This is a genomic window from Peribacillus sp. P4_B1, assembly GCF_056402395.1.
Map to the genome: position 1 here is coordinate 38,921 of NZ_JBFUHM010000008.1, position 22,981 is coordinate 61,901.

Annotated in this window: 16 protein-coding genes, 1 tRNA gene, 3 pseudogenes and 1 riboswitch; of the genes and pseudogenes, 4 read left to right on the plus strand and 16 right to left on the minus strand. The window is 40.1% G+C overall.

Annotated elements, in window-relative coordinates; all coding sequences use genetic code 11:
* Positions 1–447: 447 nt before the first annotated feature.
* Positions 448–1,587: a tRNA epoxyqueuosine(34) reductase QueG gene (gene queG, locus AC1DVK_RS06365; protein ID WP_061461821.1), complete on the minus strand. Its 1,140-nt coding sequence runs from the start codon at positions 1,585–1,587 to the stop codon at positions 448–450.
* A 105-nt stretch (positions 1,588–1,692) separates the two neighbouring features.
* Here queG and AC1DVK_RS06370 point away from each other — a divergent pair, with 105 nt between their 5' ends.
* Positions 1,693–2,361 carry a B3/B4 domain-containing protein gene (locus AC1DVK_RS06370; RefSeq protein WP_477626065.1) on the plus strand — a complete coding sequence of 223 codons (669 nt, stop codon included), beginning with the start codon at positions 1,693–1,695 and terminating at the stop codon, positions 2,359–2,361.
* A gap of 584 nt (positions 2,362–2,945) precedes the next feature.
* On the opposite strand, the gene AC1DVK_RS06375 is transcribed toward AC1DVK_RS06370, so the two are convergent.
* The 5 genes from AC1DVK_RS06375 to mgtE form a co-directional block, all read right to left on the minus strand.
* Positions 2,946–3,019 (minus strand) — tRNA-Gly (locus AC1DVK_RS06375).
* 185 nt (positions 3,020–3,204) lie between these two features.
* Positions 3,205–3,618 (minus strand): YbjN domain-containing protein, encoded by a 414-nt coding sequence (locus AC1DVK_RS06380; RefSeq protein WP_061461819.1) that lies wholly within the window; start codon positions 3,616–3,618, stop codon positions 3,205–3,207.
* A 155-nt stretch (positions 3,619–3,773) separates the two neighbouring features.
* Positions 3,774–5,720, minus strand: coding sequence for an FUSC family protein (locus AC1DVK_RS06385; protein WP_477626066.1), 1,947 nt, complete (start codon positions 5,718–5,720; stop codon positions 3,774–3,776).
* A 383-nt stretch (positions 5,721–6,103) separates the two neighbouring features.
* Positions 6,104–7,132, minus strand: coding sequence for an NADP-dependent oxidoreductase (locus AC1DVK_RS06390; RefSeq protein ID WP_477626067.1), 1,029 nt, complete (start codon positions 7,130–7,132; stop codon positions 6,104–6,106).
* A 500-nt stretch (positions 7,133–7,632) separates the two neighbouring features.
* A complete protein-coding gene (gene mgtE / locus AC1DVK_RS06395) occupies positions 7,633–8,991 on the minus strand; it encodes a magnesium transporter (RefSeq protein ID WP_410861290.1) in 1,359 nt (452 codons plus the stop codon).
* A gap of 281 nt (positions 8,992–9,272) precedes the next feature.
* Positions 9,273–9,438, minus strand: a riboswitch (M-box (ykoK) riboswitch).
* A gap of 348 nt (positions 9,439–9,786) precedes the next feature.
* Here mgtE and AC1DVK_RS06400 point away from each other — a divergent pair.
* Both AC1DVK_RS06400 and AC1DVK_RS06405 read left to right on the plus strand, forming a co-directional pair.
* The gene (locus tag AC1DVK_RS06400) at positions 9,787–11,124 is read left to right on the plus strand and encodes an alpha/beta hydrolase family protein (RefSeq protein WP_410861292.1); all 1,338 of its coding nucleotides are present in this window, start codon (positions 9,787–9,789) and stop codon (positions 11,122–11,124) included.
* Between the two features lie 479 nt (positions 11,125–11,603).
* Positions 11,604–11,885 (plus strand): annotated as a pseudogene (locus AC1DVK_RS06405) (transposase); the annotation flags it as partial.
* Here AC1DVK_RS06405 and AC1DVK_RS06410 read toward each other — a convergent pair.
* A pseudogene (locus tag AC1DVK_RS06410) lies at positions 11,882–12,247 on the minus strand (transposase); the annotation flags it as partial. The pseudogenes AC1DVK_RS06405 and AC1DVK_RS06410 sit on opposite strands and share 4 nt — an antisense overlap.
* A 1-nt stretch (position 12,248) precedes the next feature.
* Here AC1DVK_RS06410 and AC1DVK_RS06415 point away from each other — a divergent pair.
* A pseudogene (locus AC1DVK_RS06415) lies at positions 12,249–12,428 on the plus strand (transposase); the annotation flags it as partial.
* Between the two features lie 224 nt (positions 12,429–12,652).
* Here AC1DVK_RS06415 and cuyA read toward each other — a convergent pair.
* The 9 genes from cuyA to AC1DVK_RS06460 form a co-directional block, all read right to left on the minus strand.
* Positions 12,653–13,648, minus strand: coding sequence for a D-cysteate sulfo-lyase (cuyA, locus tag AC1DVK_RS06420; RefSeq protein WP_477626068.1), 996 nt, complete (start codon positions 13,646–13,648; stop codon positions 12,653–12,655).
* Between the two features lie 91 nt (positions 13,649–13,739).
* On the minus strand, positions 13,740–14,117 hold the full coding sequence (locus tag AC1DVK_RS06425; RefSeq protein ID WP_061465969.1) for a Rid family detoxifying hydrolase: 378 nt from the start codon (positions 14,115–14,117) through the stop codon (positions 13,740–13,742).
* 98 nt (positions 14,118–14,215) lie between these two features.
* Positions 14,216–15,694, minus strand: a complete 1,479-nt coding sequence (locus AC1DVK_RS06430) for an amino acid permease (protein WP_477626069.1) — start codon at positions 15,692–15,694, stop codon at positions 14,216–14,218.
* A gap of 239 nt (positions 15,695–15,933) precedes the next feature.
* Positions 15,934–17,379 carry a sigma-54 interaction domain-containing protein gene (locus AC1DVK_RS06435; protein WP_410861297.1) on the minus strand — a complete coding sequence of 482 codons (1,446 nt, stop codon included), beginning with the start codon at positions 17,377–17,379 and terminating at the stop codon, positions 15,934–15,936.
* Positions 17,380–17,441: 62 nt separating this feature from the next.
* Complete coding sequence (locus AC1DVK_RS06440) at positions 17,442–18,623, minus strand: MalY/PatB family protein (RefSeq protein ID WP_477626070.1); 1,182 nt, start codon at positions 18,621–18,623, stop codon at positions 17,442–17,444.
* Positions 18,624–18,812: 189 nt separating this feature from the next.
* Positions 18,813–20,246, minus strand: coding sequence for an MBL fold metallo-hydrolase (locus AC1DVK_RS06445; RefSeq protein ID WP_477626071.1), 1,434 nt, complete (start codon positions 20,244–20,246; stop codon positions 18,813–18,815).
* Between the two features lie 38 nt (positions 20,247–20,284).
* Complete coding sequence (locus AC1DVK_RS06450; RefSeq protein WP_477626118.1) at positions 20,285–21,484, minus strand: NAD(P)/FAD-dependent oxidoreductase; 1,200 nt, start codon at positions 21,482–21,484, stop codon at positions 20,285–20,287.
* A gap of 107 nt (positions 21,485–21,591) precedes the next feature.
* Entirely contained in the window at positions 21,592–21,933 is a 342-nt protein-coding gene (locus tag AC1DVK_RS06455) for a thioredoxin family protein (protein ID WP_410861300.1), read from the minus strand.
* Between the two features lie 509 nt (positions 21,934–22,442).
* Positions 22,443–22,973, minus strand: coding sequence for a P-loop NTPase family protein (locus tag AC1DVK_RS06460; RefSeq protein WP_477626119.1), 531 nt, complete (start codon positions 22,971–22,973; stop codon positions 22,443–22,445).
* Positions 22,974–22,981 lie beyond the last annotated feature (8 nt).

Here is a 22,981-nt window from a genome sequence, read left to right on the forward strand (position 1 = left end):
TCAAGTCATTTAAATTTGGACAGTTATACTTTTAGAGCTAAGGATTTGCTGATAACAGCCCAATAATCTCTCTTTTTAGGTACCCGCAGGTTATATATAAACAAATATATTCACCATAAGGAATAGCGTAGCAACTAGTTATTCAGAATGGCAAGTGTCCGAAAGAAGTGGTCTGCAGCTCACCTTAAGTATGAATTGGTAGATGCCGTAACAAATATACCCGTATAACAACAATCTTATTACGGGGATGTAAGTACTGCTGATAGTCGGTACTGGTTTTATCCTCTGTTCAATAATGTATTTACTACAAAAGACTACTACTTAGTGGTTACAAATTGGGAGCTATCCGGTTAACTTTAGTGGTAATGTCTATAACTAGAAAAAAAGAGAAAGAAGCTGTTCCAAAAGTCATTTACGACTTTTGGGACAGCCACTACATCTTAAATATCATTTTGTTTCCAAGGTAAACTGCAGTCCCTTTTCAATTTCCGCCAGTACCTCTTCATCCGTTTCCTTCATTCGTGCTTCTTCCAGTACGGAAACGGACTGCCCCCGGCCAATTTTCCCAACCGCCCAGGCCGCCGTTCCCCGTATGACGGGCCGCGGATCATCCTTCATAACCTGGATCAGTTCGGGCAATGCCGTTTCGTCTTTGAAGTGGGCCAATGCTAAAATGGCATTTCTTTGGATTGGTTTCTTACCGCGCCAAGAGCCAGATACATGGCCGTATGTCTCCTTGAAGTCCCGATTTGAAATCGTAAGCAGAGGTTTCAGCAGCGGTTTCGCTAACTCGGGGTCAGGTTCCATTTCTTCATGAAAATGAAAATCCATTCCTTTGTTTTTCGGACAAACGGTCTGGCATGTATCACACCCATACAAACGATTGCCTATTTTCGTCCTGAACTCATCCGGCAGGAAACCCTTTGTCTGGGTTAAGAATGCAATACAACGCTTAGAATTTAGCTGGCCACCCTGAACGAGCGCACCTGTCGGGCAAACATCGACACATTTATTGCATGTCCCGCATTGATCTTCCATCGGTTGATCCGGTTCAAATGGCAGGTTGGTAATCATGTCTCCCAAGTATACAAAAGACCCGAATTCCGGAGTGATGATCATACTGTTTTTTGCACTCCAGCCAATTCCTGCACGCTCAGCCACTGCCCTATCTGACAATTCGCCCGTATCTACCATTGACTTCACCACTGCCCCTGGCACTTTATCTTTAATGAAACCCTCAAGTAACTGCAATTTATTACGAAGAACGGTATGATAGTCCGTTCCCCAAGAAGCCCGGCAAAAGATCCCTCGCCGCTCACCTTTTGTGCTTTGCGGAGCATCCTTCAATTTTGATGGATAAGCAAGTGCAATCGAAATGATGGATTGCGGTTTTTCGAATATCAATTCAGGCCTGACCCTTTTTTCTATATCGCCTTCTTCAAACCCTGACTGATAATCCAGTTCCTGTTGACGTATCAGCCGAGCCTTCAATTCGGCAAAAGCCGTGGCCGATGTAAAACCGATTTTATCGATGCCGATCTCTTTACTATATAAAATCACTTCTTGCTTGAATGCATTCATATCCATATTAATCACCTACGTTCATTCAGTATTCCGATCGAAGCTTGTATCCATTTCAAACCATTGCTATCTATGATAAACTAATTGCAATCATTTTTGGAGGTGAAACGCTTGGAAATTACCGTATCAGCTAATCTTAGCAGTAAAATCCCCCAATTCAAAGTTGGGATCATTACATATGAAAACATCGAAGTAGGTCCCTCCCCGCAAATGGTGAAAGGGAGACTTCAACTATTTCAAGAAGCTCTTTTCTTCGACCTTGAAGAAAAGGAATTGACCGACTTTTCCGGCATTAAAGTGTGGCGAGAGACTTTCAAGGCTGTGGGGACCAACCCGTCACGGTATCGCCCCTCCGTTGAAGCCCTGTACCGCCGCGTAAAAAAACAGAATTACTTGACACCCATCCATTCAGCGATAGATTTGAATAACTTCTTCTCCCTATTATATGAAGTTCCGATCGGCATTTATGATGCGGAAAAGGTATCAGGAGACATCTTGATTAAGATTGGCGAGGGAACGGATGGTTATGACGGTTTGAACGGCCGCTTGAATTCCATGGAAAATATGATTACATCAGCCGATCATGAGGGCGCATTCGGAAGCCCATACGTTGATTCAGAACGCACGAAAGTCACCGAAGAAACAAAAAAAGCCATCCAAATCATTTATTTACAACCCAATACTCCAATCACAGAAGCACATCAGCTAACAAAATCCTTGATGGACATGTTCCTTGAAATCCACGGTGGTGAAGGGACTTACTCGATTGTAGAAGGCTAATCAAAAATGAACGGAAATAAACCCTTTCCACAATCGGAAGGGGTCTTTTCGTAAACTTTCCAAACCTTTAAAATAAATTATATTCCTATCGATCCATCCCTTCAGCTTTGGATAATAACTTGATATGCGTCCCGGCCCCCGTATGATTTAATGATTCTGATAACCCCATCCACCTGAGAAGTTAAATAACACCCGTCATCATAAACCTAACCGGTTCACTGTTTTTACTAAAACCCCTGTACCGCTGTTTAGGCATTTATCCAAAAATGAACTTATTTTGTTATCCCCTAAGGCTGAATAGCTTTGATTAACGCTTTTTTTCGGTATAATACATGGCAGCTAATATAAAACTCCGGTTTTAAATACGGTATGAATGCCATGGAGTTCGTATTGTCATTTCTCTGATAGAATAAAAATGATAATCAGATTAACCTTTAGCTCATTCAACCCCTTCCCGAATTTCCGCCCCCATAAAATTTGGACAATAAAAAAAATCCCACTGTAAACAGTAGAATTCTTGTAATAATATTTAAACGCAAAGCTTCGTTCTCCAGGTAACGAAACCCTACGTTATGAGTATGTATTGGAGCGGGTGAAGGGAATCGAACCCTCATCATCAGCTTGGAAGGCTGAGGTTTTACCACTAAACTACACCCGCATGTCATTGTAGAACTTTGTCGAATTACCAACAAAATTAATTATATAGTTTAATCTAAAAAAATGCAATAGTTCTTTTAAAAAAATTATTAATTAATGTATTGTAACGTTAATATATTCATTCACTCTAGAAAAGATGTTAAAAAGCCCCCTGTTTCAGAGAACTTTTTCATCCTATATAATGATTTAAGACCAAATGACTTCCATTAACCGCGGATAAACCTGCTGTGCCGTTTCAAGCAGCATGATTAACTTCCTGAACGCAAGATCCGGTACGATATCCCCCTCAATGGAGTATGAATACCGAATGGAAATGGTCCCATTTTCTTCATAAAGCTTGGAGTACCTAAAATTAGCATTATATTCATTCAACAGTGTATGAACATCCTGTTTCTTTTCAGGATTCTTCAACTCGGCGACATTAAAGCAAAATAAGTCCGCCACATTTTCATCTTGATTGAATGCAAATACTAAAAGGACCTTCCACCCGTCCTTTAACTTTTGCTCAGCTCTAAAAAAGGTGGTTCCATCTTCATTCAACTCATTCATATAGATTTTCTCACTAGTTAAAAAATCACGAAATTCAGCAACGTTTGACATGGTTCATCACCTTTCTGTTTGTAAGTACATTTTATAATGAAAACTGGCATTTTTACAGACTTTTCTATAACCCTTCCAATTTCACCCTATTAACAGAGGCATGAAACACTCATTAAATGAATGGGAGTCAAATATGAACTCCCTTAATAGATTAATTAGCCGGTTGTTTCTCCGCAAAACTGAAGTGCTTCTTGAAGGTCCAAAATTTCCTGGCGGACTTTTGAGTATCCTTCAATTTCAGGCACTTCTTTATTAGTATGTGATCGACCTTTATCTGCCGCTATCGCCATGGTTTCGAAAACATACAGCAATTGAGCGAGCTCCCGCTCTGAAAGGACTGGCCGTTCATAGGATTTCAAGCTGGCATTTAGATAATAGCCCAACTGTTCTATCGAAAATATAACGGGCCAAAGAGATTCCAGTCTAGCCTTGTTTTTGAATATCTCACCAAGGGATGCATTGTAAACCGTTAATAGATTCACCATATTTGTTTGCATTTTGTTCCTTTCGCTGCTTTCATCAATTGCAAAGTCATTATCTTTTTCAGAGAACGCCATCAATAATAACTGTCCCTGACTTCGAATCGTTTTGGCTGTTAAATGATTGAGAAGACTGGATGCCGAACGACTTCCGAGTAACAGCGACCCAATAAGACCTATCATGCTTCCAACGACGATATCTGTTATTCTTACTGTCGCAAAAAAACTGAAATCATAGATTTGAGTTGAATATTCCGCCATGATTAATGCTGAAGGAGTAAAAAACATCGCCGCTAATCCATAGTTCCGAACGATGAAAAGCTCTGTAATGAATGTCAAACATAAAATGATCAGAACGATAATGAACTCGTTATGAACCGCTGCTAGAATTAAACTTGCTAGCAGGAGTCCGATGACCGTCCCGAAAGTCCTTTGGACCGCTCGATGGAATGTGGCGATGATGGTTGAACCCGACATAACGGCCGCACAGGATAAGGGAATCCAGTACGAACGGTTAAAATCGGCGGAATATGCGATGATGGCAGCAATGGTAAGGATTGTTCCATATCGAACGGAAGCCCGGAAGACAATTGAATTCTTATCGAACGCCCCAAGAAAAATTGTTTTTAAAGAAGGCTTTGAGATGGTTGCTGCATGATCGATTTTCTGGACAGGTTCAATCATGATGGCATCCGCATTATAAATCTTCATGAATAACTCTTCCACCTCTTCGGTCATTTGGTCAGGTTGAAGGATCTTTTTTTCATTCTTTGTTTTAGATGCAATGGAACCGGCAAGGGCACGAACGGATTGACCTAATTCTGGCGGCAGTACGATATTTTTGTTCAAGGAAATTTCCAGAGCCTCCAAGAATATGGCATTCGCATGTTCATTCAGTAGGAACAACCGCTTTAACTCATCTCGGCTTCGCCTGTTTGAAAACCCGGCTAATAGTGTATCTTCAGCCTGTTTCATCGCCAATACCGTTCCCTGTCTTGCTTTATTGTATTTCTCGGTTCCCATGGAATCAAAGAATGCCCCCAATTCTCTGTACACCTTTTCCACCGCAAGCGATTCTGGTCCATGAGGGTTGAAAAACCACCCTAACATACAGATTATCCAAGATAGTGCACCACCCATTAAAACGAGGCCCCCACGCAACGGAGCCAGACTTTGATCAACGGGCATACCTGTCGCAAGCGCAAAGCTCAAGACGAAGAATACCGCCGAAGGACCGGTAATCTTTAATGCACCAAATATAAAAAAAACACTTGCCCCGATGATCCCCATCATTATGGCTGTTCCCAATTGGTATGGAGCCAAAAGCGTCCCTAATACAACAGATAAAGCAAGACCCACCATCACAAAGAAAATCTTTATAGTTCTTTGGTGATACGGTTGGTTAAAAACGTATAAATAAGTGAAACCTCCGATCCCTGCCAGTAAACCGTACGCTAAATTCCCGAATAATAAGCCAATGAAAACAGGTAAGGCAGCAGCTATGCCTGCGCTTAGTGCTTTTATCCAAGGAAATGGATTCTTCTTTATTTCAAAAGCCTGTTTAAATGTCGTATGTATCGCATCTGATTTCAGAGATTCGGAAGGTTGCTTATTTTCACTCATTTTCAATTTATCCTTTCATTAATGATTCTATTAACTCTGCAGTGAAAGCTACGGATAAGATGACTTCTAATAATTAATATCCTTCATATGGATAAAAAGATACCACTAAAGGTAAAAGCAAAGTAGATTGGAACGGGTGTGCTAGACTCCTACGGGAAAAGCGCGTCCAGAGGAGACCCCGCAGGCGTAAAGGCACCTGGGGCGGATTGCCTGCGCAAAGTGAGTGCCTGTAGGCAACGTTCAAATTTTCCTAAAGGCTGGGATATCTTATTATGAAAAGGAAAACGGCCTTTCCCCGATTGAATATCGAAAAAAGGCCGTTTTTATTATAAGCTGATTAAAGTCACAACAAAGGACCTTCCTCAGCTTTATTTCCATAATACTTAGAGTTGAGCGAATTCAGGTTCCGCAACTTTTACAAGCTGCTTACCGAGGTTCGTTCCTTTAAACAAACCTAAAAATGCATCAGGTGTGTTTTTGAACCCTTCAATAATCGTTTCTTCATACTTCAGCTTTCCTTCTTGAAGCCACTTACCTAAATCCGTCGCACCCTCTTGGAATCTAGCGGCATAATTTCCAACTGTGAAACCTTTCATAAGTGCACTCGTTTTGATCATCGCCGATTGCAGACGCGGTCCTAGATCTTTCCCTTCTGCATTATACGAGGAAATCGCTCCGCATAATGGAATTCGGGCATTCGCATTCAAAAGTGTGAAAACAGCATCTGTCACCTCGCCGCCCACATTATCGAAATAAACATCGATTCCATCAGGAACAGCATTAGCTAAATCTTTCGCAAAACTATCACTTTTATAATTTACGGCTCCATCAAATCCGAGCTCTTTCGTTAAGTACTCAAGTTTTTCATCTGAACCAGCGATGCCAACAACCTTCGCACCTTTTATCTTAGCAATTTGTCCGACTACTGAACCAACTGCTCCAGCCGCTCCGGAAACAACTACAGTTTCACCTTCTTGAGGTTTACCAATATCAAGCAAACCAAAGTAAGCTGTCAAACCGGTCATTCCAAGAATCCCTAAATGCGTTGTGATCGGAGCCACCTTGGGATCAATCACGCGGATTTCCTTTTCAGTGACAACTGTATATTCTGCCCAGTCGATATTCCCAACAACGACATCCCCTTGTTTGAAAGAATTCGATTTGGACTCAACAACTTCAGCAACAACGCCACCCGTGATGACTTTATTCAATTCAAATGGGGCAATGTATGATTTGGTATCTTGCATTCTGCCACGCATGTATGGATCGACAGATAAATATAGCGTCCGTACTAAAATCTCATTATCTTTTGGTGTGGGAACTTCACTCTCAACAAAGTTAAAATCTTCTTTCGAAGGCATACCTTTTGGACGGTTTGCCAGGGTGATTTTTTGTTGTTTTGTTTGTGTCATCATTCGTTCCTCCTTGATTTTGAATGCGTAATATCGAAAAGAAGCGTATCACTGTTGAAGTTCATAGGTCAAAGAATATGATTGCCTTTTGCTTCCATATCACTCTTTATGTAGCCTTTCTTGAAAGTCCTAAACTTGCTACGACCTATTATGCCCCATGTTTTTCATTCATATAAAGGACATGAGGAAAATGCTTTGTCCTACAATGTTCGTTTTAAGCATAAATAATGTACGTCGACTTCTACACTACACGGTTCGCTTCCTGGAAATTTAACGGCCTTTCCCCGTTTGGATACCGAGAAAAGGCCGCAGCTTGAAATACACTATTTTTATTGATCTGCTTGGCAAATGGTCAAGCTCAGCAGCTACTTTCTTTCTTCTTCTTATTTATATCCCTGATTTAAAACGTCAGCCTGGACAGTTTACACTGCAATCATTGAGGCTATGTTCGCCCTTGAAAAAACTTTGCAAACATATGTGAACTTGATTTAATGGATGGTCTACATCAATTTTGAAATAAACATCGTCGCAATTCCAAAGTAAATAAGTAACGAGAGTATATCATTTAGTGTTGTAATTAATGGACCAGAAGCAACTGCGGGATCGATGTTGAGTTTATATAAGATTAGAGGAATGATGGTCCCAGCTAAGGTCCCAATAATTAGGGTCATGACTAACGAACTTCCAACCACTAATCCCAGAACGGGATTTCCCTGCCAAACATAAGCTATGATGGAAATTAATATTCCACAGGTAATGCCTATTATCAATCCAACTTTCAGTTCCCGTATAATAAGTCTGGTTACGACTCCCTTATCCGTATCACTAGTGATTAGGCCCCTTACAACAACAGCTAAAGATTGGGTACCTGTATTTCCAGTCATCCCTGCGATCATCGGCATAAAGAAAGCAAGTGCAACAACTTTGGACAATGTTTCTTCAAAACTGCTTATAATAGTTCCAGACACTAATCCGATAAATAAAAGTAAAATAAGCCAGGGGAGCCGACGATATGCGGCCACATGGGCCTTCGTGTCAAAATCAATGGCTTTACCGGATGCCGATAGTTTTTCAATATCTTCGTTTGCTTCTTTAATGACAACATCAATAATATCATCAACGGTTACAATTCCTAATAACTCATTATTTTTTTCAACAACAGGGATTGCTAAAAAATCATAACGCTCAATAACACCGGCTACCACTTCTTGATCTTCATAAGCCGATACGGAGATCACTCGGCTGTACATAATATCTTTAATTTTTTCAGATTCATCATTTATTATTAAATCCCGATATGAGACAACACCAACTAATTTTTTATCATTATCAATTACATAAAGATAGTTAATCGTTTCCGAAAACTCCGCAAATATTTTAAGTTTTTCAACTGATTCACGGACCGTATAATGTTGGGGGATCCATACAAAACGGTTTGTCATTATTCGTCCCGCTGTTTCAGGGGGATAATTCATGATATTTTGAACGATTTTAGATTCTTCTTGTTTCATGCCTGAAAGAAGTTCTTCAATTTTCCCAGGGGATAGGTTCTCTAACAATGAAGCTAGGTCATCATTATCCATTAAATCCATTACATGCCCGGATTTCTCTATTCCTAATTTACTAAGAATCTTTAATTGATGTACTTTTTCAAGCTCTTGAATCAGTTCAGCGATTTGTTCTGAATTAAGGAACAGCAAGAAACGTGTATGATGTTTTTCTGGGAGTCCCTCAAAAATCCGAGCAATGTCATATGGATGGAGTTCTTCTAATATTGCTTGAAATTCTTTCTTTTTTCCTTCTTTTAAAACTTTTATGATTTGTAAAGTTATTTGGTCTTCTGTCAAGACTTTTATCATTTTTGCCACTCACTCCTTTTTAGGGGAGCAAAAAAATATTTCCTTAATAAGAGTAAAAAAAATATTATTATTCCCCTTCCAAAATCTTGTGTTTATTCAATTTTCACTAAGTTTCGAGTATATCGTCGCGAATAAGGATCCAAATCCTCACCTCCAGGAAAAAAATAAAAACACCTCCATTACAAATGAAGGCGTCAAAAATACGGTATATATGCGGTACATTGTCTGGATGACAAATAAAACAGTCGTATATGACTGAATGACAAATACATAGCATAAATCCAGTTCCTCCATTCGTAGAGCTTTAGCACTGTGTGGCATAGGACAAAGCCAGCTACATTAAAAACCACCTTATGTCGATGGTTTCTGTTGACCCATTGGCGTCTTTCGACATTTTTGGGCAGTAGCGTATCTCCTACACAGGAGCCTCACCTAACGAGGATATTTAATTTACACATCTACTCTAAAAGAGTTTCTTTTAGAAGTCAATGTTTGTTTTATAAAAAATTCTGATATTGACCTAATATCGCTACCGCTATAATTTTTAAAAAATCCACTTTGAGAACAGCACCGTCCTTAAGCATACCGATTTTAGACACAGCCTCATTAGTCATTAAATCTATTATGTACACTTTTATGGAAAAATAAATACCACCTTAAGGGAAAAAATTGGGAATACATATTAATATATATTTATAATGAAGACTGATAGAAGTGATTCAAATATCAATAATGAAAGAGTGACTGAAACAGAAAACGACAATAAAGTTCTAATAAAGAAAGGGAGTTGCTCAAATGAAAAGACCTTTTACGATTATATGTATCATCGTAAGCGCTTTTGTATTAATGGCAGGTTGCAGAATCAAGGAGGCGGAACAGGTGGATGAGAATTTGAAGGAAGTGAGCTCATTGAAAGATATTGAAGGTAAGTGGGAAGGAGATATAAAGATTCCCAATCAACCCCTTCCAATTATTGTTCATTTCACGAAGGAAGATGGAACTATAAGTATTCCTGTACAAGGATTGAACGAATTCCCCTTAACAAGTGTTAAGTTAAGTAAATCAGATTTATTTTTTGATATGAAAATTCAAAATCAGCAAATAACGTTTGATGGGAAAGTCGATCAGGAAAAGATTTCAGGAACATTTGCTCAGAATGGGCAAGAGTACCCCTTTGAATTGCTTAAGAAATCCAATCAGGAAGTTGCAGAAAAAGAATCAGGTGAAGTTGTGCAGGCCGACTTAAAGAACGGAACAATTAATGGCCTTTTAAAAACACCAAAAAATGAAGGCCCTTTTCCTGTGATGATTATAATTGCGGGTTCTGGTCCGACTGATAAAGATGGGAACACCATTGCAATTCCCGGGAAAAATAATAGTTTGAAAATGTTAGCCGAAAGTCTTGCGGAAAAAGGTATTGCAAGCATAAGGTACGATAAGCGCGGTATAGGGGAAAATATGAAATTAGCAGGAAAAGAAGAGGACCTGAGATTTGAACAATATATTGATGATGCAGCTGCTTGGGTTCAATTTGCTAAGAAGGATCGGCGTTTTTCCAAAGTTGGCATCATCGGCCATAGTGAAGGTTCTTTAATTGGAATGGCAGCTGCAAAGAAAACGGAGACAGACATATTCATTTCATTAGCGGGTGCAGGCGAACCTATAGACCAAGTACTTGTTAAACAGCTTGAAGAGCAGTTGACATCGGCGTTATTAACGGAATCCAAGGATATTCTGACAAATCTAAAACAAGGTAAACAAGTCGAGTCTGTCAATGCAGACTTGTATAGTGTATTCCGTCCTTCTGTTCAACCCTACATGATTTCTTGGATTCATTATAATCCGATAGAATTAGTAAAAGAACTAAAAATCCCTGTTCTGATCGTAAACGGGAATAGAGATATCCAAGTGGCGCCCAATAATGCAAAAGCTTTGCACAAGGAAAAAGGCGATTCTGAATTACTTATAATCGAAAAGATGAATCATGTATTGAAAGAAGCCCCTGCAGATCGAGAAGGAAATCTAGCAACCTATACAAATCCTGAACTACCGTTATCACCTGGATTGGTGAATGGAATTCTTGAATTTTTAAACAAACATGACATCACCAGTAATGATGATCCATTAAATTGATATTTGAGAATTGGGTCTCCCGGGGGTTGCAAAAATGTATCAAAGATCAATATTAGGGTAAATACTGAAAGTCCCTAGCTAAGATAAAAAATACAAAACTTCAGCAAGGGTATTCTTTATTGCATTACCCTGTCAATAATTTGATAATGATAAATTGTATTTTTTAAATAGGAACAGGGAGCCAAATTTATTGGCTCCCTCCTGACTGTAGACAAACTCGATGAAAATCGAGTTTGTCTACAGTTTTTTTGAGGGTTTTAAAAATTCGAACGTTGATTGGAACGTAGGGCACTCGCTTTCCGCGGGCGGTCCGCCCTTGGCGCCTTTGCGCCTGTGGGGTCTCCCTTGGACGCGCTTTTCCCGCAGGAGTCTCGCACCTTCCGTTCCAATCAACTTTGTTTTAACAATTAGATATAACCGCTTTTGCCTACAGTCTTTTTTGTTTTAAAATAGGAATATTAAAACTTGAGGTGATGACGATGCTTTCGAAACATAATTCTGTTCAGCGAGATCAACTTGAAATGATTACTTTGGATCAACTGGTGCCAGCGAACCATTTGGTTCGTAAAATTGAGGCGGCCATTGACTTCACTTTCATTTATGACTTGGTGAAAGTTATGTATTCAGAGATAGGGCGCCCAAGTATTGATCCAGTTATTTTAGTTAAATTGACACTGACTCAATAAACCTTCGGTATTCGTTCGATGTGTAAAACAATTGAAGAAGTTGAAAAGAATATGGCTTACCGTTGGTTAGGTTTTACATCTTGATGATGACGCAGGTGATCTGCTTCTTCCATATTTTCTTGCCAGATATGGCGCGTCACCACTTTTTGATGGTCTTTGCTTTCTGTACACTGTGATAAAAATGAACATGTCTTACAAATGTGTTTGGGAGATTTGTACTCACGATATCCCTCTTTATTTGTTGTTGAGTACTTTAAAATCTCGCCCTGGGCAAAGGTAACAGTCAAAATGTTCATCGTAAACATACTCATGTTTGCGGAAGAATCCTTCTTTTGTTCGTGGCCGTGTATAGGGTAAAGCCGGTGTGATTTCTTGTCAAAGAGGTAGCTTGTAATGGCTGGTGTTTTATAAGCTGCATCTGCGGCAACGGCTTCAGGCTATGCGAAACGCAAGGAAACGATTGAGCGTGTATTCGCAGATGCAAAAGAAAAGCATGGTATGCGTTGGACTACTTTAAGGGGACTTAAAAAATTGTCGATGCAAGCGATGCTTACTTCCGCTGCCATGAATGTAAAGAAAATGGTCAATTGGACATGGCAAGGTCCAAAAATGGCCTAACATAGTGGGCTCGTAGAGACCCAAGCTCTTAATCTTGAGCAAAATTCCAAGAATATCAAAAGGGGTTCGGAATTAATACATTCCGAACCCCTTTTGTCAACAAACTGCAGGGAGCCAAATTTATTGGCTCTCTCAGTTTGGAGTTTATTCCCTATAAAATAGGATATCCCCTTGCCCATCTTTCTACTTGTTTTGATGGTTACACTATATAATGTAATTATACTTCAATAAAAGAGGGAAGTATTGGCGTATAACGAAGAGGCGCCGCCAGAGTGTACGAATAGAATGTTATCATCCGGCTTAAATGTGCCTTTTTTTACTAAATCAATGAGTCCCGCTGCCGCTTTACCCGTATAAACCGGATCCAGTAAAATCCCTTCTGTTCTGGCCATGAGCTTGACAGCTTCCACCATTTCAGGCGTAGGTAAAGCATAACCAGGTCCGACATACTCATCAAAACACACAACAGCCTCACGAGGGATTGAATTCGGAACGCCGATGTGTGCTGAAGTTTCTTTAACAAGCTGAAAAACTTTCTCTTCTTGTTCGGCTTTTCCTCTGCTTACGTTTATTCCGATTACCGGTATTTTACTTTGATTTCCATAAAATCCAGTCACCAAACCTGCATGCATTCCCCCGCTGCCGCTTACACAAACAACAGCATTCACATTGACTCCTTGATCGAAGGACTGTGTCAAAATCTCCTGAGCACAAGCAACATATCCCGTTGCACCAATGGTATTCGATCCCCCTACCGGAATTATATAAGGTTTATATCCCTCTTCCGTTACCTCTTTAGCTACTTTCTGCATTTCTTTCATCAAGTCTGTTCCATTAGGAACAACCTTGATTTGTTCAGCGCCCAATAAATGATACAGAAAATAGTTACCGTTAAAATCCGGCTCTGAACTTTCAGAAAGGCCCTCTTCCAACACAAGGATGCAATTCATTTTCTCTTTAACGGCAGCGGCTAGTGTTAAGCGGCAATGATTTGATTGAATGCCCCCACATGTAATTAACGTATCCGCACCTTTTTCCATTGCATCGGCTACAAGGAACTCTAGTTTTCTTGTTTTATTTCCACCAGCCGTCAGCCCAAGTAAATCATCTCGTTTAAGATAAATGGAAGGGCCCCCAAGTACTTCAGAAAGATGATGTAATTTCTCCATGGGTGTATTTGTTGGTGTATATCGACGTCTGGGAAATTGCGCTAACTTCATATTAATTCTCCTCCTGTATTCTCTGTCTAGGACTACCCTATGTAAGTAAAGAAAAGAGAATATCAATTTGACGTTCTCTTTTCAATTATTATTAGATTATAGCAATTGCTTCGATTTCAATCAAAGCGTCTTTAGGTAAACGAGCAACTTCAATCGCACTTCTAGCAGGATAATCATCCAAAAAGAATTCTCCATATACATGATTCATTGCAGCAAAGTGACTCATATCGCTTAAAAAAACCGTTGTTTTTATTACCTGCTGTAAGTTTGCTCCCGCCGCTTCTATAACTTTCTTAAGATTCTCCAATGACACCCTTGTTTGCTCCTCAATATTATCAGGCATTTCTCCAGTTTCTGGATGAATCGGAAGCTGCCCAGAAGTATACACTACGTTTCCTACTTTAATACCTTGTGAATAAGGACCGATAGCCTTTGGGGCTTCATTGGTTATGATTGTTTCTTTTAACATATAAACCACCTCTTTTTTTTTTGCAATCCTATTAAAAAACGGAATTGAATTTAATTCTCCTTTGAATAAAACACTTACATTCACACAAGCCTTCCCTCTTATTCTTTGCGCTCAAAATCACACTCCATCAGAGGAACTATTTTTGTTTTCTTAATGATTTTATAACCAAGCCAGAGAAGCAAGAAAATAGGAAGACCTATATACGTCGCTATAATTTCTGCCCAGCTAATTTGATCTCCGTAAAAAAAAGTCTGCCCAAAAATGAAAACCACAAAAAATAACAGCGTGATGACCGGGCCCAGCGGGTACCATTTGGCTTTAAACGGCAATTCATTTAGATCTCTGCCTTGGGCTACATAGGCTTTACGGAAGCGGTAATGACTAACGGCAATCCCGAACCATTTGATAAATCCGGTAAGGGCTGAAGCATTTATCAACCAAATGAAAACTGAACCATTTCCAAAAAGGGAAGCCAAAAAAGAGGCAAGTCCTATAAAAGCAGTTGTACAAAGGGCCCACATGGGAATTCCCTTCCTGTTAAGCCGTGCAAAGATTCGTGGTGCCTTTCCTTCTTTCGCCAGTGCCCATAGCATACGTGAAGAAGCATACATTGCTGAATTTGCTGCTGATAAAACAGATGTAAGAAGCACGGCATTCATGACGGAAGCGGCTAATGCCAACCCAGCTCTTTGAAGAACAAGCGTGAAAGGGCTGATAGCTACATTTTGAACACCCGATTTAAGCAGGTTTGGATCTGTATAAGGAATAATTAAACCGATAACAAAAATCGTCAACACGTAGAAAATAAGGATTCGCCAGAAGATTGATCGAATCGCTTTCGGTACGTTTTTCGATGGATTTTCAGTTTCACCGGCTGCCGTCGCAATCACCTCAGTTCCCTGGAACGCAAAGCCCGCGATGAGCACTACACTAAAGATAGATACAAGCCCGCCATGGAAAGGAGCATCTCCTTGTGTAAAGTTACTGAACCCGACCGCATGTCCTCCCATAATTCCAAAAATCATGGCAACCCCAATAACGAGAAATACGATGATCGAGATGACCTTAATGCCGGCAAACCAGTATTCACTTTCCCCATATGCCTTGACTGATAAAACATTTAAGATTAGCAACAAACCCAGAAATAGTGCACTCCACAAGATAGAAGGTGAGTCCGGAAACCAATACTTCATAATAAGAGTAGAGGCCACCAAATCTGCAGGAACCGTTATCGCGGTTGTATACCAATAGTTCCAACCTAATGCAAAGCCTAATGCAGGATCAATGTACTTTGAGGCATAGATGTCAAAGGCCCCCGGGAGCGGTAAGAAGGCCGATAGCTCTCCTAAACTATTCATAACAAAATAGACCATGATCCCTACCAGAATGTATGCAGCAAGCGCTCCCCCCGGCCCCGCAGTGCTAATCGTCGATCCGCTGGATACAAACAATCCAGTTCCGATAGCGCCACCTATAGCCATCATCGTTAAATGTCTGGATTGCAGCTTCCTTTGTAATGATCCTTTTGAATTTCGCTCTTCTATGGTGTTACTTATCTCTGCTTCTAATTTCCCCATAGTGTATCCCCCTTTTTACTCATCGTTCAAATACAATTTGTATGCAAGGTTTATCTGGCTGTTATTTCAAAAAATCTCTTTATCAATCATTTACAGAACTTTCAGTTATTTTATGAAATATCTCTATACCTTCAGCTTTTGTCCTCACCCTTCTAAAATTCAGGCGAGAAAATGATATGCACTCTCCCGCTTTTATTTTAAGAAACTTTAATTGAGAAAAATAGATATTTTCTATGAAGTTAACATAATTTATATTTTTCCAACTTGCGATAAAGAGTAGAGAGGCTAATCTGTAGTTCCCGGGCAATTTGTTCCTTATCATGCCGATATTTTTCAGCCAGGAAATAGCTCTGGATTACGTCTTTTTCATATTCAGAAATCATTTGTTCTAAACTTAACCCTCTACACTCTACAGAAAGAGGATCCTGTTGAAACAGATAGTCAGGTAAATCATGAAAGGAGACGATATCTGATTCAGCCATATTTGCCATATATTCTACGGCGTTTTCCAACTGCCGTATATTCCCCGGCCAATCATAGCTTATAAGCCATCGTTCCAGCATGGGGTCAAATCTCAATGGGTGTCTTTGCATGATCTTACAATGTTTATGCATGAAATGTTCAAGATACAAAGCGATATCATCACGCCGCTCTCTTAAAGGTTTGGTATGGAGAGGGATGACATTGAGACGATAATATAAATCCTCGCGAAAAGTGCCGTTCCGCACCATTTCCTCCAGGTTTTGGTGAGTGGCTGCAATCACCCGTACATTAATCTGGATTGCTTTTTTTCCACCGATTCTTTCAATCTCTCTTTCTTGTAAAAACCGTAATAACTTTGGCTGCAAGAAAATCGGCATATCGCCAATTTCATCAAGAAAAATGGTCCCGTTATGTGCTAATTCGAATTTCCCCAGTTTCCCATTCCGCTTTGACCCGGTAAATGAGCCACCCTCATAACCAAACAACTCACTTTCCAACAAGCTCTCAGGAATGGCAGCGCAATTAACTGCCACAAATGAATGCATCCGCCGCTTGCTTTCAAAATGAATCGCTTTGGCAATTAATTCTTTCCCCGTTCCGCTATCTCCCCTGATCAAAACAGTGGAAGGGCTGTTTATAATCCTTTTAGCTTTCTTAATAACATCTTTAAGCCCGGAATCTTTTCCAAGAATGTTTTCAAAAGTAAAAACCTTCGGGGGAATCGGAATCTCTTCTTGAATTTTGCAACCCGGTTCCTTCTCAGGGTCCAGCATTGCTAATTTATTGACCAACAATGTACTAACATAGCGTAAAAACTGTATAAGATTCTCTGATTCTATAATCATTTTCTCCTTTTGTTCATGGGAAAAACCAATCATGCCGATGACGCCAACTGGTTTGTCTTGCTTTACAATAGGAAACCCGATGGTAGCGAGTTCTTTGCATTGATTCACGAATTTACAACTCCTGCACTGCGACTCATCTCTTTTCACGTCGTAAACCACTCCAGGCTCCCCTGTTTCCAATATCATTCTGAAAAAGGAGCCTTCCGGAGCGGTTTTGCCAATGAGATCTTTATAGTAGCCAGTTCCGCTAATGCGAACGCCCTTTTCATCAAGCACGGTTATATCCAGACCAAGGATTCCTGCTGTGTTCTCAGCGTAATCTTGAATAAACTGCTGTATGCCGATAAAGCCTGCCATATTATCCTCCTCTGCTATAACGTTATATGCAATAATAAAATAATTTTATTATTGCATAAATTCTACGCTTTACACAAAGAGGAGATAGCTTTTTCTATGCCATCCAAAGCATTTTTCAACATCGAACGCGGACAGGCAATATTGAGCCGCATGAACCCTTCACCTTCCATACCGAAAATGAGCCCTTCATTCATTGCAACCCTTGCCTTGCGTAACATAAATTCATCCAATTCTTTAACTGAAAAACCCAGTTCCCGGCAATCCAGCCATACAAGGTATGTGCCTTCCGGCTGGATGACTTTAATTTGCGAGATGTTTTTGCTGAAGTAATTCAGAGTGAATTCCAAATTCCCCTGCAAATATTCAAGGAGCTGATCCAGCCATTCTTCTCCGTGTCGGTAAGCAGCCTCTAACGCAACAACGCCAAATATGTTCGGCGAACCAATGGATAATGTATTAAGTTCTCGATCATACCTATCGCGCAGTTGTTGATTTGGAATAATGATACTTGACGTCTGTACACCCATCAGGTTAAAAGTTTTGCTTGGCGCAATGCAGGTAAGAGAATGATTTGCAAACTCTTCTGATATAGAGGCAAAAGGAATGTGAGTATGTGTCTTATAAACAAAGTCACAATGAATTTCATCTGCCACAACGAGAATGTTATGCTTCATGCAAATCTGTCCCAATCTTGTCAATTCTTCTTTGCTCCATACCCTTCCAATCGGGTTATGAGGACTACACAAAATCAACATTTTTACCGTTGAATCCATCTTTGCCTCTAGGTCTGCGAAATCTATGGAATAATGTCCATTTTCAAGCTTAAGCGGATTGTTTACAATTTCACGGCCGTTCGCTTGAATCACACGGGCAAAATGATGGTATACAGGAGGCTGGATAATTATTTTGTCCCCTTTCTGAGTGAAGGACTGAATCGCCAACGATAGGGCTGGAATCACGCCTGGGCTGTGGGTAATCCATTCTTTCTCAATGGACCATCGATGTCTTCTTTTTAACCAACTTACAATCGATTCCATATAAGAGTCCGGTCTAAGTGTGTAGCCATATACACCGTGCTCCACACGCTGTTTTAATGCTTCGATGATAGGTTGTGGAGACTGAAAATCCATATCGGCCACCCACATCGGTATAACATCCTTTACCCCAAATTGACTTTCAAGTTTATCCCATTTTTCACAATCAGTGTTCAGTCGACGGATTTCTTGGTCGAAATTGTATTTCATCGAGTATCTCTCCTTCTCATGTTCGCTTGTGTACCTTGCCTCTTTATATATGCAATTGCCATGCCAACCCATTTCTTCTATAAAATCTCCTTATACCGCGGTGATTATTTAAAAAATTTTCCATTCTAAGCATTGGCACATTTGCAACTATGGTAAGTATTTTCGCATGTATGATAAAATTCAAAGAATTCATTTAGCATCTCTGGCAGGGCGCAACTTCTGCTGTTTTCTCCATTCCTCATATCCGCCTACAAGGCTTTGTACTTCTTTAAAACCATGAACTTGTAGAAGGCTTGCAGCGATGGCCGATCTTCCGCCGGTTTTGCAATAAACCAAAATTGGTTTATCATTCGGAATTTTGTGTGCCTGTTCTTGTAAATGACCAAGCATCACATGCTTCGCCTGCGGAATATGGCCTTCCTCCCATTCGCCCATGCTTCGGACATCAAGCACATATATATGGTCTGTTTGAATAGCACCATCTAACTTGTCCATTGTCACTTCTTCATACTTCATTACACGCGAATCAATTTCTCCTGCCATCTCATCGATATATGGTTCCATTGTTGCAACGACGTGATCCAATCCAATGGACTGGAGATCATTCACAATAATTTCCACAACATCATTGCTTGCGAGAAGATATAAAGGTCGGTCATAGTCCAACAGCCATCCCGCCCAGGTTATAAATGATTTGTTATAAGGGATATTAATTACACCTTGTATATGCTTTTTAGCAAATTCACTGGCCGGACGTGTATCAATGACAATTCCCTGTTTCGCCCATTCCTGTACAATATCTATTGAAACCTCCATACGAAGTGGTGCTGCTATACTTCGAATTTGCTGCGGACCCTCTTTATTCAACCGCTTCATCATTGAAAAATAAGAGGGTGCCTCCGGCTGTCCAGCCAACAGCGCTTCTATAAAGAGCTCCTCATTATCATATTGCAGTGCCCAATTTGTCCGTTTTTCATATCCGATGGTTGATGATGGGATTGCTCCTAGCGCTTTTCCACAGGCACTGCCCGCACCATGCCCTGGCCATACTTGCAGATAGTCAGGAAGATTTTTAAACTGCTGCAGAGACCGATACATCTTGCGTGCCATTTTTTCCGAGGACCCGTGCACCCCTGCGGCTTTTTCTAATAAATCGGGGCGCCCCACATCACCGACAAATACAAAATCACCAGTAAATATCCCGAGTGGATCCTTGGTAACTGTACCCCCATCTGTTATAAGCAGTGATATATGTTCAGGTGTGTGTCCTGGTGAATGAATCACCTCAAAATGGATATTTCCAATCGTAAATACATCTCCATTTTTTAGAAAGCGGTGTTCATACCCAGTTACGTACTCATATTTCCAGTCCGGCCCTCCCTCATCAGATAAGTACAATGTTGCCCCAAGCCTTGAAGCCAGCTCCTGTGAACCAGACAAAAAATCGGCATGGATGTGTGTTTCCGTTACACCCACGATCCTCACACCATTTGCTCTTGCCATTTTTATGTAAGGTTCTACATTACGTGACGGATCAACAATGATCGCTTCGCCAGTAGCTTGGCATCCCACAAGGTATGAAGCCTGGGCCAGTTTCTCATCATAAAAATATTTGAGCAGCATAAATCTTCCTCCTTTTTTTATGGATATCAGAAATGCTATTACATCATACCTTTAAGCATCCCATTCCAATACATAACGGGAAGCAAGTTTTTCTTCAATACATACATACTGAACCTCTCACGGGATTGATCGATTGGAAAGGTTTCTTGAGGCTGTAAATCATAATTGAATTCAGCCAGTATAAGCCGCCCGTATCCAGTAACAAGTGGACATGATGTATAGCCGTCATATTTATGAACCATTTGTTTGGCACGCATTAGATGAAGTAAATTTTGCACAAGCACTGGTGCTTGTTTGCGAATAGCAGCCCCTGTTTTTGACGTAGGCAGGTTTGTACAATCCCCTATGCCGAATATATTGTCAAAGTGTTCATGCTGCAGCGTATATTTGTCCACAGCCAGCCAGCCATTACTAGCAGCAAGGGAACTATTCTTGATGAAATCCGGGGCGCTCATCGGCGGTACCACATGAATCATGTCATATTGCATATTCACGCGCTCTTTTGTATTTAGATTTTCAAATGTCGCTCGTTTTTTATCACCATCAATTTCAATGAGATGATGCATAAAATATGTTGCGATTTCTTTTCGTTCAATTATTTTGTTTAGTGCCTGTTCATATTTTTTTACATTGAATATGGATGGGCTGCCTGAAACAAAAATAACCGAAGATTGCTGGCGAACTCCTGATTTTCTGAAATATTCTTCCGCCAAATACATAATTTTTTGAGGAGCACCACCGCATTTTACCGGAGTGTTCGGATTGGTAAAGATGGAAGTCCCGCCCTTGAAGTTTCGGATCGCCTCCCAAGTGCTATCAACATAATCATAAGAGTAATTACTACATACCCCATTCTTTCCAATACTCTCTTTTAACCCCTTGATTTCATGCCAGTTAATTTGAATCCCCGCAGCGACAACTAAATATTCGTAGTGCAGTTTGTTTCCTGATGCTGTTAAAACAACGTTTTCATCTGGCTGAAATGTGGTAACCGCATCCTGTACCCATACGGCTCCTTTCGGAATAACAGATGCCTCCTCCCTTTGTGTCACAGCTTTGTCAGCTTCGCCAGCTCCTACAAGCGTCCATAAAGGTTGATAATAATGTTTCGTCGCAGGGTCAATGATGGCAATGTTTCCGCTCAGAGTGCGTGATTCACGCAGGAGACGTGCCGCGACCGTAATTCCGGCACTGCCGCCTCCTACAATCAAAATTTTATAATGTGTCTCATTCTTCATCTTTGCCATTCTTAATCACCTCATATCAATTTTATAAAGCAGCTCATCAATTTAACGCTTCAGATTGGAAGCGGCACCGAAATCTTTTTCGATGGGCGTCCGCCCAATTAAATGACTTTTCCACTTTCCACTACGATTTGATTGAGAAACTGTTCAACCTCCTCCTGGCTTTTTCCGAGTTTACTTACAAAGCGATTAAGTTCCCTCCCTTCTTGAAAAGCAATAAAGCTTGGGATTCCATACACATCTAGCTTCTCTAATAATTCCGGAAAATGGTCTCGATTTACTGCGATCATATCTATTTTTTCTTTATACGCTTCTTCTACAATTGGCATGAATAAATTGGTATTCTGACAGTCTGGGCACCATTCAACATAAAATTTGGCAACAACTGGTTTTGTTGATAAAATCGCCTCATCAAACTCTTGCTTTGTTTTTATCTCTTTCATAATTACAATCCTCCCTATATTTTGTTCTCAATGCTATACTGATTGTCTTCATTACTTGAACGCTCTTGCTTCAAGATATCTTTTGCAATCCAGAGCATCCATACATCCACTTCCTGCAGCAAACTTTCCAATAAAGCTTTAGTAATTGGCGATTCATCACTCCCTACTTTCTCTATTTACTCATCATTTATATCAAGCAAAAACCATGCCAACTAATTTTCTCCTGTAAACCGCTTTGTTTGTACACTTCACTCTTTGGAAATTCCCATTTTTGCTATCATTTATATTAAAAAACCTTTATCATCAGGCTTAAAGCGTTCCTATGACTAGGAAGGCATTTTGCATCTGTGATAAACTCTTCGAACCAATTATTAAAGTGATTACTAACATTTAAAGCTAATAAGTATTTTCCTTAAGTTTCGTATAACTAAATTGACTAGCCTTTCCCTTTATTGCATAAGATAAAGAGCTGATTTCACAGCCTTTTCATGAACCATTGCATCTGTTGATCACCCCGGCTCAGCCTTCCTGCTTAACAAATATTCTTCAATTTCCTGCTTGCTTTTTAAAATAACCATTATCTTTTCAGGCTCACTTCTTTGAAGATCTGCAAGTCTTTTTTTCATTTTTTTCTTACGTGGAAAGTAAGTGGTCATTATAAATTTAACAAACTGCCAGTCCAATTTTTCATAACAGCCCTCACCCATATCAGGTCTTGTTTTCCCTATATAAGACAGCCAACGTTTTACAACACGGTAAAGGCAAACACGGAGAGGGAGTTCCAAATAAATAATCGTATCGGCATGCTCAAAACGTAAGTCAAAAGAATTACTATAATTACCATCCATTATCCACTTGCCATCACTCAATACTTTCTTCTGAGCAGAAATAAAATCCTCTAAAGGAGCTTCCACCCAGCCAGGCCTCCAGTAGAATGTATCCAAATGATGTACATCAATATTTAAATTTTCTCCTAGTCTTCTTGCAAAAGTAGATTTTCCGACGCCCGCGGATACTCCTATAACCATAATACGTTCCATTGATATAC